The organism is Planococcus sp. 107-1 (assembly GCF_021513255.1).
GTDB lineage: Bacteria > Bacillota > Bacilli > Bacillales_A > Planococcaceae > Planococcus.
Map to the genome: position 1 here is coordinate 302,605 of NZ_CP090977.1, position 14,959 is coordinate 317,563.

General features: G+C 43.8%; 15 protein-coding genes and 3 pseudogenes. 12 read left to right on the top strand and 6 right to left on the bottom strand.

Features of this window, described 5'->3' with window-relative positions; genetic code table 11:
- Positions 1-20 precede the first annotated feature (20 nt).
- The 3 genes and pseudogenes from L0M13_RS01755 to L0M13_RS01765 all read left to right on the top strand — a co-directional run bounded on the left by L0M13_RS01755 (position 21) and on the right by L0M13_RS01765 (position 3,025).
- Positions 21-1,288, top strand: a pseudogene (locus L0M13_RS01755) (acetyl-CoA hydrolase/transferase family protein).
- A 134-nt stretch (positions 1,289-1,422) separates the two neighbouring features.
- Complete coding sequence (locus L0M13_RS01760; RefSeq protein ID WP_235198044.1) at positions 1,423-1,857, top strand: MarR family winged helix-turn-helix transcriptional regulator; 435 nt, start codon at positions 1,423-1,425, stop codon at positions 1,855-1,857.
- Positions 1,850-3,025 carry an MFS transporter gene (locus tag L0M13_RS01765; protein WP_235198045.1) on the top strand — a complete coding sequence of 392 codons (1,176 nt, stop codon included), beginning with the start codon at positions 1,850-1,852 and terminating at the stop codon, positions 3,023-3,025. Before L0M13_RS01760 ends, L0M13_RS01765 begins: the two co-directional genes overlap by 8 nt.
- Before the next feature lie 42 nt (positions 3,026-3,067).
- Here the strand turns inward: L0M13_RS01765 and L0M13_RS01770 are convergent, their stop codons facing one another.
- Positions 3,068-3,847, bottom strand: a complete 780-nt coding sequence (locus L0M13_RS01770; protein WP_235198046.1) for a 2-keto-4-pentenoate hydratase — start codon at positions 3,845-3,847, stop codon at positions 3,068-3,070.
- A 125-nt stretch (positions 3,848-3,972) separates the two neighbouring features.
- Positions 3,973-4,620 (bottom strand): PAQR family membrane homeostasis protein TrhA, encoded by a 648-nt coding sequence (locus L0M13_RS01775; RefSeq protein ID WP_235198047.1) that lies wholly within the window; start codon positions 4,618-4,620, stop codon positions 3,973-3,975.
- A gap of 139 nt (positions 4,621-4,759) precedes the next feature.
- Between L0M13_RS01775 and L0M13_RS01780 the strand changes: the two genes are divergently transcribed.
- Positions 4,760-5,335 (top strand): DUF1836 domain-containing protein, encoded by a 576-nt coding sequence (locus L0M13_RS01780; protein ID WP_235198048.1) that lies wholly within the window; start codon positions 4,760-4,762, stop codon positions 5,333-5,335.
- Positions 5,332-5,778: a YaiI/YqxD family protein gene (locus L0M13_RS01785; protein ID WP_235198049.1), complete on the top strand. Its 447-nt coding sequence runs from the start codon at positions 5,332-5,334 to the stop codon at positions 5,776-5,778. The genes L0M13_RS01780 and L0M13_RS01785 overlap by 4 nt, the downstream gene beginning before the upstream one ends.
- A gap of 69 nt (positions 5,779-5,847) precedes the next feature.
- On the opposite strand, the gene L0M13_RS01790 is transcribed toward L0M13_RS01785, so the two are convergent.
- Positions 5,848-6,951 carry an S-layer homology domain-containing protein gene (locus L0M13_RS01790; protein WP_235198050.1) on the bottom strand — a complete coding sequence of 368 codons (1,104 nt, stop codon included), beginning with the start codon at positions 6,949-6,951 and terminating at the stop codon, positions 5,848-5,850.
- Between the two features lie 230 nt (positions 6,952-7,181).
- Here L0M13_RS01790 and L0M13_RS01795 point away from each other — a divergent pair, with 230 nt between their 5' ends.
- Entirely contained in the window at positions 7,182-7,850 is a 669-nt protein-coding gene (locus tag L0M13_RS01795; RefSeq protein WP_235198051.1) for a type 1 glutamine amidotransferase family protein, read from the top strand.
- Between the two features lie 48 nt (positions 7,851-7,898).
- Here L0M13_RS01795 and L0M13_RS01800 read toward each other — a convergent pair whose 3' ends face one another.
- On the bottom strand, positions 7,899-8,771 hold the full coding sequence (locus L0M13_RS01800; RefSeq protein WP_235198052.1) for a glycerophosphodiester phosphodiesterase family protein: 873 nt from the start codon (positions 8,769-8,771) through the stop codon (positions 7,899-7,901).
- A 329-nt stretch (positions 8,772-9,100) separates the two neighbouring features.
- On the opposite strand from L0M13_RS01800, the pseudogene L0M13_RS01805 reads away from it, so the two are divergent.
- The 6 genes and pseudogenes from L0M13_RS01805 to L0M13_RS01830 all read left to right on the top strand — a co-directional run bounded on the left by L0M13_RS01805 (position 9,101) and on the right by L0M13_RS01830 (position 13,309).
- Positions 9,101-9,313 (top strand): annotated as a pseudogene (locus L0M13_RS01805) (isoprenylcysteine carboxylmethyltransferase family protein).
- Positions 9,314-9,411: 98 nt separating this feature from the next.
- Complete coding sequence (locus tag L0M13_RS01810; RefSeq protein WP_235198053.1) at positions 9,412-9,690, top strand: hypothetical protein; 279 nt, start codon at positions 9,412-9,414, stop codon at positions 9,688-9,690.
- A gap of 94 nt (positions 9,691-9,784) precedes the next feature.
- Positions 9,785-10,882: an AI-2E family transporter gene (locus L0M13_RS01815; protein WP_235198054.1), complete on the top strand. Its 1,098-nt coding sequence runs from the start codon at positions 9,785-9,787 to the stop codon at positions 10,880-10,882.
- A gap of 108 nt (positions 10,883-10,990) precedes the next feature.
- The gene (locus L0M13_RS01820; RefSeq protein ID WP_235198055.1) at positions 10,991-11,782 is read left to right on the top strand and encodes a transporter substrate-binding domain-containing protein; all 792 of its coding nucleotides are present in this window, start codon (positions 10,991-10,993) and stop codon (positions 11,780-11,782) included.
- Between the two features lie 157 nt (positions 11,783-11,939).
- Complete coding sequence (locus L0M13_RS01825; protein ID WP_235198056.1) at positions 11,940-12,584, top strand: amino acid ABC transporter permease; 645 nt, start codon at positions 11,940-11,942, stop codon at positions 12,582-12,584.
- Entirely contained in the window at positions 12,581-13,309 is a 729-nt protein-coding gene (locus L0M13_RS01830; RefSeq protein ID WP_311195604.1) for an amino acid ABC transporter ATP-binding protein, read from the top strand. Before L0M13_RS01825 ends, L0M13_RS01830 begins: the two co-directional genes overlap by 4 nt.
- Positions 13,310-13,481: 172 nt before the next feature.
- Here the strand turns inward: L0M13_RS01830 and L0M13_RS01835 are convergent.
- Positions 13,482-13,924, bottom strand: a pseudogene (locus L0M13_RS01835) (peptidylprolyl isomerase).
- A gap of 75 nt (positions 13,925-13,999) precedes the next feature.
- Positions 14,000-14,791 (bottom strand): SDR family oxidoreductase, encoded by a 792-nt coding sequence (locus L0M13_RS01840; protein ID WP_235198057.1) that lies wholly within the window; start codon positions 14,789-14,791, stop codon positions 14,000-14,002.
- Positions 14,792-14,959: the final 168 nt, after the last annotated feature.

Below are 14,959 nucleotides of genomic sequence, written 5' to 3' on the forward strand. Positions count from 1 at the left end.
AGTCGGGAGTGAACCAATAAATGACGAAAAAATTGAGTGCGCAAGAAGTGGTTGGCTTAATCGATCAAGGAGCAGATATCATCATTCCGATCGCTAACGGCGAACCGATCCATTTGCTTGATCTATTAGAAGAACATGCAGACCAGCTGCAAGGAGTAAAAATCCATCAAATGTTGGCTTTGCGCAATCGCCCTTATATCGAAGGCGCATACGAAGGCCTTAAACACGTTTCTTATTTTCTAAGCGGTGCTACACGGAAAGTCTATCAACAGGCGAAGATGGAACTTGTTCCGAATAATTTCCACGAAGTTCCACGCATGCTGCAAAAAGTGACGAAGATGTCGATGATGATGACGGTCGTGTCGCCAATGGATGAGCATGGATTTTTCACTATGGGGACACAGGCTGACTACGTTTCTGAATTTGTTGGAAAAGTCCCGTTCATCGTAGAAGTAAATGACCAGATGCCGAGAACTTATGGGCGCAATCAAATCCATATCAGCCAAATTGCAGGTTATGTGGAACATAACGCGCCATTGACTGAAGAAAAAGCGTCGCCGATTGGGGATAAAGATCTTTTGATCGCTTCTTCTGTGATCGAAGACATTAAAGACGGCGACACGTTGCAGATTGGCATCGGCTCAGTCCCAAATGCCGTCATCAGCATGTTGAAAGACCACCGCCATCTGGGCATCCATACCGAAATGCTGCCAGATGGCATTGTGGATTTGGTGGAGGCGGGAGCAGTAGACGGCACACGCAAATTTACAAATCCGGGGAAAATCGTCGCGACTTTTGCATACGGTTCTAAGAAACTGTATGATTTCATCGACGACAACCCGGTTGTCGAATTTTTGCCGGTAAGCATTGTCAACGATCCACGGGAAATTGCATTGGAAAAGAACATCGTTTCCATCAACGCGACAACGGAAGTCGACTTATTCGGTCAATGCGCATCTGAAACCGTTGGAGGCAAATACTATTCTTCAAGCGGCGGCCAAATCGATTTTGCCCGCGGCGTGCGTTTTGCTGAGAACGGCAAAGGTTACATCTGCATGACGTCAACAGCGAAGAACGATGAGATTTCCGCATTAACCTTCAATTGACACCTGGATCGGTCGTCACTACAGGCAAAAATGATGTGGACAACATCGTGACGGAATACGGAATGGCCCGCTTGCACGGTGTATCCATTTCAGAACGGGCGAAGCGCCTCATTTCAATTGCGCATCCGAAATTCCGCGATGAGTTGATGTTTGATGCAAAAAAACAAGGAATCATCATCTAATATAAAAGCTGTCAATGCGAGCCTTTCCTTAAGAAATTAGGGAAAGGCTCTATCTTTTGCGATTAGATGAACTATACAAGAGAAATAAATTGCTATATACTTACCTAAGTAAGTAATTACGGGGGCGGTTGAATATGCAAAAATTATTGTTCCATGAAATTCATCAAAAGTCGCGGCTTTCTGTTAAAGAAGTAAACGAAGCACTTAAAGAGTTTGATTTATACAGCACGCAATGGTCGATTCTATTTTGCATCAAACAATTTGGTTCCATGACGCAAAAGGAGATTTGGCAATACTTGAATGTTGAGGCTCCGACGGTCACGAGAACCGTGGCGCGGCTTGAGGAAAGTGGCTGGGTTGAACGGAGAGAAGGGGTGGATAAACGGGAGCGCATCGTTTATCTGACCGAACGTGCAGAAGAAGCAGTGCCGCAGATTACGAAGCGCATCTTGGAAGTGGAAGAGAAGCTTGTCTCTTCACTGACCGAAAATGAGCAGGCCCAGTTAATCGAGCTGCTCAAAAAAATAGGCAACGACGCTGGACAAGAAAAGGATGTAAGCCATGACTGAAAAAAGACCGATTTGGACAAAAAGTTTCATCAATATTGCAGTTAGTACCTTTTTTATTTTTACTGTATTTTATGCACTATTAACGTTTCTGCCGATTTATGTAATGAACGCCTTGGGCGGCACAGCGGCCCAAGGCGGATTGGCTGTCTCCGTATTTTTAGTATCCGCCATTGTTATGCGGTTTTTTGCCGGAATGATTTTAGAGAAGTATGGAAAAAGAAGAATCTTGATCCTCAGTGTGCTGATGTTCGCGGTCAGCACCATTTTATATGTTTTCATTAATGATTTTACCTTATTGTTATTTCTCCGGTTTTTCCATGGAATTTGGTTTAGCTTGGTGACGACAGTCGGCGGAGCAATTGCAGCAGACATCATTCCGCCTGAACGCCGGGGAGAAGGGCTTGGGTATTACGGCATCGCAATGAATATTGCGATTGTCGCAGGCCCGTTCATCGCTTTGACGCTGCAGCCATTAATGGCTGCAAAAACGATTTTCATTGTTTTCAGCATGATCATGATCATCGGCTTTTTCTGTGCATTGGCGGTAAGAGTGGAAGAAGCGCCGACGTTGGTTCGGGAGAGCAAACATAAATTCACTTTGCAGGACTTTATCGAAACAAAGGCATTGCCGATAGCAAGTGTCGGATTTTTTGTTTCTTTCGTCTATGCGAGCATCGTGTCGTTTATCTCGGTTTATGCAGAATCATTAGGGTTGCTGAAAACAGCGAGCTATTTCTTCTTGGTTTACGCCATCGCCATGCTGCTCATCCGCCCATTCAGCGGCCGGATTTTCGATAAGCGAGGTCCGCATATCGTCATTATTCCTTCCTGCATCATGTTTGCCATTGGCCTGTTTTCGTTAAGCATTACGCAAACGCCGTGGATGCTCCTGTTATCTGGAGCTTTAGTGGGCTTTGGGTACGGCACATTGCTGCCAAGTTTCCAAACGCTTGCCATTCAAGCCGCAGACAAACACCGGAGCGGCTATGCGACTGGTACATTTTTTGCTTTCTATGATTCAGGACTGGCAATCGGGACAGCTTCGCTCGGCATCATCGCCGTTTCGCTCGGTTATTCGAACCTGTATTTAGTGTTAGCGGCTATGGTTCTGTTGATCGCTGTTTATTATCTGTGGATTATGAAAGGCCGCATTGCTTCAGCCGAATAAATTAAAAGGCGCCCTATTAAACGGGGCGCCTTTTTTCGCGGATTAAATTACATTCAAGGAAACTTCTCCGATTCCTTCATAGCTCGCTGTGTAGACGCCTTTTTCAAGCTTTTTCGGCAGGATGAAAGTGCCCGAGGAAATCGACATGCCTTTTTCAACGGTTAATCCGTGTTTAGCCAGTTCTTCTGTCAGCCATTTGACAGCATAGACGGGATGTTCCAAAACCGCTTTTGAGGAGTCCGCAGCGATTTCCTCTCCGTTGAAAGTCAATCGGCCTTGAATATCGGCAAGGTCCTCAAAGCGGAGCCCGCTTTTTGGCTCGCCAACGACGATTTTTCCTGCTACGGCACTGTCGGCAATGACTTGGCCGAGTGAGAGCTTCGGAAACCAATCGTCAAAACGGGAATCCGGTACTTCGATTCCAGGAGCTACAAGCGTTTTTTGCAGAATCGTTTCGACATCATCTTCTGCCGACAATTCTTCTTGTGCAATGAAAATCAATTCGAGTTCAATTAAAGGCGAGCACATTCCATCGAGTTCAATCGTTCCTTCTGAAAGAGCTGGAGTCGTCAAAGCTCCGTATAAAGGTGTATCGGAATGGAAAAGTTCCTGGGTTTCCTTACTCGTCAAACTGATTTTATACCCTTTTAATTCTTCATTGGCTTCATCGGCTTTTTTGGCGGTTAACGCATGCTGGATGCCGTAAGCTTTTTCTTTTTCAAGAAAAGCGGGAATTTGGTCTTTTGAAAGCGGCTTTCTATGGATGTAGGCCTCAAATAAGGCATCAGCCAATCGCTGATCGTTCAAGTCAAATTGTTCCATTGTCTCTCTCCCTCCGGAATTATTAGAATAATCATATCATTTAATTTCGAAGAAAGCAGGGAGGATAAGAAAAGGAGTTGTCCAAAAGTAATTTGGAACAACTCCTTTTGCAGCGATAGACTTTTTTACAGAACGTAGAAGTAAACCGAAAGGAAATGGCAAAGGCTGCCGGCCAAAATGAAGAGGTGGAAAATCTCATGGAAGCCCAAATACTTGGAAGAAAGAAAATCGGGTTTGAGCCCGTAGATGATTCCGCCGACTGTGTAGAAAAGCCCTCCTGCAACGAGAAGCACGAGACCAGGGACAGACAAACTGTCTGCTAGAGGGACGACTGCAAAAATAATGATCCATCCCATGGCGATATAGATGGCAGTGGATAGCCAACGCGGAGAATGGAACCACACCATCTTAAAGAGAATCCCGCTGATTCCGAGTACTGCCACGATTGTAAAAAGAAGAGTTCCGAGCTTGCCGTTTAATGCGATCAAGCAAAAAGGAGCATATGATCCAGCGATCAAAGCGAAAATCATGGAATGGTCCAACTTCCGCAAAAACGCAATGACGGATGGCTTGGCGAGAGCGCTGTGGTAAATCGCAGAGGCCGAATAAAGGCAAATCAAGCTCACTCCGAAAATAATGACCGAACTCAAATGTGATGCCGGCGCTTGATCATAGGCAGCCTTTATCACCATAGCAAGCAAAGCTATAAAAGATAGAACGGCACCTAAAAGGTGGGATAATGCATTAAAAGGTTCGCGTATGTAAGTTTTCATTAGAATATGCTCCTTGTCTTATGTAGTTATTGAAACTACTTAAGATAATACTCTTATTTAATTCGACGGTCAAGCTTGGAGGATATTGAATAATCATGTAGAATAAAAAGTAATAACTGACAGGGCGAAGGTGAAAGATGTGGCTGAAATAAAAAAGCTGGCAGAAGGTTTGGCACTTGATAAAACCATCCTTTTAGAAGATATACCCAAAATTGACTTATATATTGATCAAGTCATTCAATTGTTCGAAACGAGCTTTGCGGAAACGAAAAGAACGGACGAAGAGAAAATCTTGACGAAGACCATGATCAATAATTACGCCAAAGGGAAATTGTTTTATCCTGTGCAAAATAAGAAGTATACACGCAATCATATTATGTTGATCCACCTGATTTACCAGATGAAGAGCGTGCTATCGATAAATGATGTAAAGCAAGTATTGGATGGTTTAAATGAACGGGCGGAAAAAGAGCAGCTGAATTTAGAGAGTTTTTATGAAAGTTATTTGCATATCCAACAAGGCGGTGTCGACTTTTTCAAAGAAGGGCTCGACCGCCAAGCTGACTTGGCAAAGAAAGAAGCGGCTGCCATGGAAAATCCCGATGAATTGGAAAAGGTTTTGCTAATTGCCTCTCTTGTGCATACGAGCAATTTATACAAACGAGCAGCTGAAAAATTAGTGGATGATTTGGTGGAACGGAGGAAATTGCGATGACGAAAGTATTGATCGATGCAGACGGTTGCCCGGTTGTGGATTTGACGATCGCTTTGTCCAAGCAATTCGAGCTGCCGGTTCTGCTGATTTGCGATACTTCCCATATTATGCAGCGCGAGGGGGCGGAAACGATTACGGTATCCAAAGGTGCGGATGCAGTCGATTTTGTCTTAGTCAACCGTGTAAAAAAAGGAGATGTAGTCGTTACGCAAGATTACGGTTTAGCTGCCATGGTTCTTGCGAAAAAAGGGCATCCGATCGATCAAAATGGCCGAATCTACTCATCGGAAAATATTGATCAATTGCTTCACGGCCGCCATGTCGCTAAAAAAATTCGGCAAAGCGGCGGACGCATGAAAGGCCCCAAAAAAAGAAAGCCGGAAGACAATGAAAAATTTCAGCAAAGTTTGGTGGAATTATTCAAAGAGATTGTTTCTGAATAACGAAATGCTCCGGGAAATTTTATCCCGGAGCATTTCGTTATTCGCTTATATAAATTTGCTTCAATCGTGTCAGATGGTCCAGCGATTATTCACAATTGCGACCAAAATCCATTTGCCTTCGCTGTTTTTCTCAAAGACCATATTCAGGTTTTGCCAGTCCATGTATTCAAATTCTGCCGAACCGGCGTTATAGAATTCGACAATGGTTGCATTCGGGAAACGTTCTGTAATCTGCTCTCTTGTCATCGGCTGATCAGTCCGTCCATACCGTTCTTTTTTCTGGTAAGCAGCGTCCATCAGGTATTCATCATAATATGCTGCCGGTGTTAGCCGGATGGGGAATCCGCTGCCATCTTCAAAGCCCCATTCATATTCCTGCTGGTCTGCCATAAAAGCACTTACTTGGTTTTTGGAGAATGTGAGGCCATTGCCATCCAAACATCCGCCGCTGTAAGGGCAGAAAACAAGCCCTTTCGAAGAGCTTACATACTTGGCAACGTCGTTGAATTTTTTGCCCTGCAAAGCGCCTAAAATCTCGTTGGCAGTGGCAAGCAATTCACGTTTGTCTTCAATGAAAGTAGGTTCAATGGCCCGTGCAAGGAAAGCAGCGAATTGAGCGCGTGTGACAGGGTTTGACGGCCGGAACCGGTTGTCAGGGAAACCTTTCGCGACGCCTTGGTGGGCAAGCCTTGCTACAGCTTCATTCGAAACGGTATTTGCTCCCATATCCAAAAATCCGGAAGGTGGAGCAGCAGGGAAATCAAAAGCCCGGTCAAGGACCATCGCAGCTTGGCCGCGGTTCAGATGGGCATTCGGCCGGAACGTATTGTCCGGAAAGCCGAAAATGATGCCTTCTTTTACGCCAGAGTCGATATAGCCTGAAGCTGGGTGGCCGGCACCTACATCTTTAAATGGCGTTTTGCGCTTTGTGCCATCCAGTTCGAGTGCACGTCCGATCATTACAATGGCTTGGGCGCGGCTTACTGTGGCATTGGGCCGGAATGTTCCGTCATCGTAGCCGGACACAATTCCTTGTTCGTGGAGATAGATGATTTCGAAGGCGAATCCATGGGTCGCTGGGACATCATCAAAAGTTACGACAGCGGAAGCGGGAAGAGAAAACATACTGAAAGCAAGGATGATAGAGGCTGCAAACGACAAGAGCGTTTTCATCTTTAATCCCTCCCTAGTTACTGCAATTTTAACACAAATACGAGCGAAAATATATAAAAAGACTGTATTTTCTGACAATATAAGTGTTTATTTAAACCTGTTAGACAGAGGCACATCCTCTTTTTTATTTGTAATAAGGCAAAGTGGAAAATGCGCCGCTGATTCACGTTTTTCTTCATTTAGGAAAGGGAATACGAAGAAAAAGATCTGAAGCAGGAGAGGGGATTTCGATGGATAAATTACTGATTGCTGTAACCAATCATGCAGCTCTTGGAACGAAGGGGAAGAAAACTGGATTATGGCTGAGGGAACTGACAGATTTTTACCATGAAGTGAAAAATGATTTTGAAGTGGATATCGTCAGCACCTCGCACGAGCGGGTTCCGTTGGATCCAAGAAGTTTAATGGCGGTTCTGACAAATAAAAAGACACGTGCTTATTACCAAAATGATGAGCTGATGGACAAGGTGAAAAATCCGAAAGTGCCCGAAGAAGTAAATGCCGCTGACTATGCTGCTATCTATTTTGCAGGCGGACACGGAACGATGTGGGATTTCCCGGATAACACAGGCCTGCAAGATCTTACAAGAGCGATTTATGAAAAACGGCGGGATCGTTTCAGCTGTTTGCCACGGACCGAGCGGACTACAGAATGTAAAGTTGTCGGATGGAAGGTATCTGTTATCTGGACACGTCGTCACTGGGTTCTCAGATCGGGAAGAAAAATTGATGGGCTTGTACAAGCACATTCCTTTTTCGCTCGAACAGGCATTAAAAGAACGCGGCACTTTATACAAACAAGCTTCTCTTCCAATGGCTGCCTGTGTGCTGCAGTCAGGCCGACTGATTACAGGGCAGAACCCGGCATCGGCACAAGGAGTTGCGCAAAAACTTGTTGAAGAATGGCCGAAACTGAAGCACGAAGCTGCCGCGCACAGAGAGTAGGATTAAGCTTTGCTTTTCCATCTCTCAGCGTACTCCATAATTTCAGCAGCGTAATCTGTCTGGATGATGTTCATGTGCTGATCTAAAAACCAACCCCAGCCTTTATCTGGTTCCAATAGAGACAATGAGTCCGTATGATGGGCATTTTCACCAGTGTCGAGTGCATTCACCCACACATTGCTGGCATTTCGCATTTTCGCCAGAACAGGCTTCGAAACCACTTCATCTGTTTCATGCGCAAAGAGAATTTCAATTGCTAAAGGTGAAATCCGGGCTATTAAATCGTCCAATTCATGTAGGTTGCTGTCCTGCAGTTTGTGCATATAATGGAGCGGCTTTGGTTTAGATTGTAAAAATGCAGCGACTTTCGCGATGGGTTCGCCGCTTTTCAGTAATACATGGTCGAATGTTCCAGTTTCTTCGACCAAATTGTAAATTTCTTCTCGGTATTCCCATGCTTTATCTAAATTCAGTAAAGCTCGGCCTTTTGCCAAAAGGAGAACTTCTTTAAGTGTCGGTATTTTCTCATTAGTGAGTTTTGCGCCAATGCCGCCGCTTTTTTCTTTTAAAAATAATATTTGAAGCTGTTCTAAGCTTAGTTCAGAAATCCTGCCTTCGCTGTTCGTCATGCGATTAACTGTGATATCGTGCATAACGATTAAATGCCCGTCTTTAGAACGCTGGATATCGATTTCAATGATATAAACGTTTTGCCTGAAGCATTCTTGAAAAGCCTTAATGGAATTTTCAGGAACATTTCCGCAGATTCCTCTATGCGCTGCTGCAAAGAAAGGATAGGATTTGCTGGCCAGTGCATGAAAAAAATCATTGAAATTCTTGAAGCCGGAAAGTGGCTTGTATTGTGGAATTGCCATATCGATCCCTCCTTACTTTTTAGTAGATTACTCAACTTTTCCCATAGCGAGAGGTCTTAAACGTTTATTTCGAAAAGAGTCAACTAACTTAAAGATTATTGGAAATAATTTATTGAAATAACGGAAGTCGATAAAACCAAAGAAGTTATCTGCAGCCATTCAATCAAAAGGACGGTTTTAAAAACGGTAAAAGCAGGAGGGGATAGAAGTTTCTTACATGGGGGGATCTAGGGAGTGTTTGGCTGCTTTTCTTGATGATTTTCACTTTCGCCCAAATTTTACGTGTGTGGGCGCTCGCTTCTTTGGGGACGTTTTAGAATACTAAAATATTGGTTCTTCCTGGTGCAGAAAAAGTAAAGAGCGGTCCTTACCGCTGGATTCCGCATCCGAATTAGGTGGTAGTAGCACTGGAAATCGCTTCGCTTCCACTTCTATTCGATGCATGGCGGACAGCTATCCTATTCAGTATTGCTAATGCATTGCTTCTTTTGTTCGTGCGGATTCCAGCTGAAGAAAAAGCGCTGCAACAATTAAACGGCTAGCATCAGCAAAAAAATCTTTTCAATGAGTAGTTAAAAAGTAATTTTAAGGGTATACAGATTAGAAGACAGTTTATCAGTTTCTATTTGGAGGGGTATAAATGAAAAAATCAACAATGAATACAGTAATCGGCAGCGCTTTGGCAGCGGCTGCAGGAATTTTTGTTTTTAAAGCGTATCAGGAAAAAAATAGCGTAAAGGTTCAAGAAGACTCGGACATGCGCAATAGCGTAGAAGCAGACCGCCGGGAAAGTGTTGAAGCGGATCTGGACCCAGCTGAAAAAGGCTTAACCCAATTGGATTCTGCTTACCGTGATGAATGGCAGGCAAACGGATTCCCGCAAACTCATAGAGAAATGAAAGAACTTGAAGAAGAATAAACAATTCCGGCAAAAGAGTGAAAGCGGAGGCAACTCTTGCTTTCGCTCTTTTTTGCTGGAATTTTTAAATTGAAAAAAGAAAGGAGGGCTTTTTATGTGGATTAAGAAACCGTTTTTTGAGTATGCAACTGGCACTTTATTAATCGTTATTATTTTATTCTTTTTAGGAAAGATCGACTACGCTTTTTGGCCATTCAAAGTGATTATTGCGACGGTATTTGCGCCAATCGTGATCGCTGGCCTTCTGTATTATATTCTGCGTCCATTATTGAAGCTGCTGACGCGCTACATCCCGAAACTAGCAGGAATTGCCCTTATTTTTTCTTTGATAGTGATTGTCCTGGTGTCCGTCACTTATTTCTTCGGGCCTCTGCTAAAAGACCAAGTGACAAGTCTCGCAGAGCTGGCACCGGAAACAATCGAAGAAGTGACAGCAGATTCCGATGAAGCAGTTTCTGAGTTCGAGTTTGCCGGAGTGACAGGAACTGAGTTGAAAAGTTATTTAACTTCCTACACGGAAAATTTATCGGATGGTTTAATGGAGAATGTTATGGGGATTCTTGGCATGCTAATGAATATCGCTGTAGTCTTGATTGTTGTGCCCTTCATTCTTTTCTTCCTATTGAAGGACGATGAAAAACTAAACCCTCATTTAATGAGGTACCTGCCAGAAGAACATCGGCTAGAAGGAAGGAAATTATTGCGGGATCTTGATCAGACACTTTCCGACTATATTGTCGGCCAAGCGATTGTCGCGTTTACGGTAGGCGTATTGATGTACATCGGCTACAGCATCATCGGCCTGGATTATGCCTTAGCACTGGCAGTCTTCGCAATGTTTTTGATTATCGTTCCGTTTTTAGGGCCATTGATCGGGATCATACCGGCCATATTCGTGGCTTTAATGAGCGGTGAGCCGCTGATGGCTGTTAAAGTTCTCATCGTGCTTTTAGTGGTCCAGCAATTAGAAGGGAATTTGGTCACGCCGAATATTATGGGAAGCCGTTTGAATATCCATCCGCTGACGATCATTCTTTTGCTGCTGATAGCTGCTGCGCTTTACGGTTTTGTCGGTATATTAATCGCTATTCCATTATACGCAGTGTTAAAAACAGTAGTTCATAACCTCCGTTTATTTATTCGGCTGAGAAAAAAACGTCAAATTTCCAAAGAAGTAGCTGAAAAGAACTAGACAACTAAGGAATTAGTTGTCTGTTTTTTATTTTGAAGGTTCTGATTTGTAGAATATTGTGATATATTGTTGGAGAGATGAATTTCATCACATAAAGGGGGAAATGAATTGAAAAAGATTAGTTTATTAATGCTTCTTATGGCAGTCATGCTAGTTATCGCAGCTTGTGGATCAGACGATTCGGCTGATGATTCAAGCGGTTCATCAGGAGATGGCGGAAGCGAAGGCACAAAGTATACAGTTGGTATCGATACTACATATCCACCATTTGAGTTTGAAGAAGAAGGCGAATATACGGGTATCGACATTGATTTAATCACAGCAATTGCCGAAAACCAAGGTTTCGACATCGAATTCAGCCCAATGGATTTCAGCGGAATTATTCCAGCTTTGCAAGCAGGCCAATTGGATATTGCGATTGCTGGGATGAGTATTACAGATGAGCGCAAAAACGTAGTGGATTTCTCAGACCCTTACTTTGAAGCAGGATTAACTTTAGTAGTTTCATCAGACAACATGGACATTGAAACTTTAGAAGATCTAGAAGGCAAAACAGTAGCGGTTAAAAGCGGAACAACTGGAGCAGAATTTGCAAGAGCAAATGAAGGCGAATACGGCTTCACGGTTTCACAATTTGAAGACAGCCCATCTATGTTCCAGGAAGTTTCAAATGGCAACGCAGATGTATTGATCGAGGACTACCCGGTTATCGCTTATGCGATTTCTGAAAGTGGATTAGATCTGAAGACTGTTGGGGAGCGCTTAAACGGCGACCAATACGGAATCGCTGTATTGAAAGGCGAAAATGCAGATGTTTTAGAGCAGATCAATGCAGGTCTTCAAGAATTGCGTGATAGCGGAGAATACGATGAGATTCTTGCCAAATACATCGCAGAATAAGAATGGGTTGCAGCGCGCATTTGTGCGCTGCATTTTTTATACAGCATAGAAATTTGATTTGCGCATTCGGTGTCTAGAATTCAGCACTCAGCCGCCGGTCTTAAGCCTATCAGAGCTAAATGAGCGCTTGCGCTTTTCTTACAAAGGAGATGTCTCGATGGATACGATTAGAAATGCCTTTCCTTATTTGATGGAAGGTTTGCAAGTCACGCTTTATATCTTTGTCATTGCCATTATTCTTGGATTCTTAATCGGTCTAGTTGTCGCTTTGCTTAGGCTTGCGCCGATTAAAATATTAAATTGGATCGCTAAAATCTTTGTAGATGCTATTCGGGGGACGCCGTTCATCGTCCAGCTATTCTTCATTTATTTTGGACTGAATTCCCTTGGGTTTTTCTCATTGGACAACACTACAGCCGGAATTGTAACTGTAGCCATCAACGCCGGAGCGTATTTCTCAGAAATCATTCGGGCAGGTATCCAGTCAATTGACAAAGGGCAGACAGAAGCAGCACGTTCGCTTGGGCTGAATGCCACGCAAAACATGCGCTTTATCATTTTGCCGCAAGCGTTTAGAAGAATGCTGCCAACCATTACGAACCAAGCCATCATTTCTTTGAAAGATACATCGCTCTTATCGGTAATCGGAATTGCGGATTTGACGCAAGAAGGGCGGATCCAAGCGAGTGCCACATTTGATGCTTTTAATGTGTATCTGATTGTCGGCATCATTTATTTCGTGGTCATCTACTTGCTTTCAATGTTGGCTAGTTTTGTGGAAAGGAAGTTTGTATTGCGATGACAATGATCAGAGTAGAGAATTTGAAAAAATCATTCGGCAAATTGGAAGTGTTGAAAGACATCAGCACAGTAATCGAAGAAAAAGAAGTGGTGTGCGTAATCGGTCCGTCCGGATCAGGGAAAAGCACGTTTCTCCGGTGTTTGAACCGATTAGAGGATATTACCGGGGGCCATGTGTATATCGAAGGCGTCGATATCACCGAACCCAAAAACGACATCAATAAAATTCGCCAGGACGTTGGAATGGTATTTCAGCAATTTAATTTATTCCCGCATAAAAGCGTGCTCGAAAATGTCACCTTGGCGCCAATGAAATTGAAGAAGAACGATAAAAAAGCGATTACGGAAAAAGCATATGAACTATTGGATAAAGTCGGCTTGCGTGAAAAGGCGAATGTCTACCCCGGCCAATTATCTGGTGGACAGAAGCAGCGGGTGGCAATCGCCCGTGCACTTGCGATGGATCCGAAAATCATGCTTTTCGATGAACCGACTTCTGCACTCGATCCGGAAATGGTGGGGGACGTGCTAGATGTCATGAAGCAATTGGCTTTAGAAGGCATGACGATGGTCGTCGTAACGCATGAAATGGGATTCGCACGTGAAGTGGGTGACCGTGTCATGTTCATCGACGGCGGTTATATTGTCGAAGAGAACGTGCCGGATGAATTGTTCGGAAATCCACAGCATGAACGGACAAAATCATTCTTAAGCAAAGTATTATAAAGAACACGCCTTGCGCGTGTTTTTTTATGGAGATTTTCAGTTAGAAGCGTATTTTGTCAGCATTGGGGCGTATTCGGCTGGCTTCTGTGCGTATTTGCGGGATAACTGTGCGTATCTAGAAAAAGTCATAAAAAAGCCCGGCTTGATTATTCAAGCCGGGCCATTCGCTCTCTTATTCTTCGTCGAACACGTGGACTTTCGTCATTTTGTCGCCGTTTTTCATTGCGCGGCAATTTTCACGCCAGCTTCGTCAACTTTGCCGAATACTGTGTGGACGCCGTCAAGATGCGGTTGTGGTTCATGGACGATAAAGAACTGGCTAGATCCAGTGTCTTTGCCGGCATGTGCCATTGAAAGGCTGCCTGCTTGGTGCTTATGCGGGTTGCCTTCAGTTTCGCATTTGATCGTTTTGCCGCTGCCGCCTGCACCAGTGCCGGTTGGGTCGCCGCCTTGGCTTACGAAGCCAGGAATTACGCGGTGGAATGTTACGTCGTTATAGAAACCTGAGTTTGCAAGTTGCTCAAAGTTTGCTACAGTGTTTGGTGCTTCATTTGGGAAAAGTTCGAAATTGATGATTTCGCCGTTTTCCATGTGGATGTGACCTTTTTTAGCCATTAAAAACATCTCCTTTTTAATTGGTTCATTTTCCAGTATATCGATTTTTCGGTTAGCTGTATAATCATTTGCCGTTTACAGTGCTTTCAGCAAGCCGCCTTCAATGACCAATGATTGACCTGTCATATACGTATTGGCGGAGGAAGCGAGGAATACCACGACTTTCGCGAATTCTTCCGGCTGCCCGTAGCGCCCGATCGGCAATCCTGCTTGTTTTTGTTTCGTCAGTTCTTCGATTGGGATTTGCTGCTTATCGGCTTCGAGCTGATCAAGTTCGGTAATCCGGTTTGTCTGTATGCGGCCGGGGCCGACGGTGTTGACCAATATATTATCGTTTGCAACTTCACGTGCTAGGGTTTTGGCAAAGCCGACCATTCCGGCGCGGAAAGTATTGGACAGAATCAATCCATCTATTACTTCTTTTGTCGAAGAAGAAGAGACATTAATGATGCGCCCAAATTGCTGTTCTTTCATAGAAGGAAGTACAGCGCGGATTGTCCGGATATAGGACAATAGATTTTGTTCGAATGAGGCATACCAGTCTTCATCTCCGATATCTCCGAATCCGCCTGATTTCGGTCCGCCTGTATTATTAATGAGAATATCAATCTTGCCGAATTCACCAAGAATCGCTCCAAAGAAAGAGATGATGTCTTCCTCTTTCGACATATCGCAAACTTTTGAATGCACGGAAACACCCGGTACTTGCTGTTTAATCTCCCTGCCTGCTAACTCCAAATCTTTCTGATGCCTGCTCGAAATGATGACAATCGCGCCTTCTCTCGCCAATTCCAATGCGATGGCTTTTCCCAGCCCCTTGCTTGAAGCCATGACGACAGCCACTTTGTCCGTTAAACCTAAATCCATTTGTCTCATCCTTTCTCTAATACTCTCCATTCAGTGTACGGAAAAAAGTTATAAAAAGCAGTCAATAAACTAAATTATTCGACTTTAAAATTTTCAATTTCAATCAATAGTCTGATTGCGTGAAATAGGGGACAATATGATAGGATATAATTATTGAGTAGATTAGGA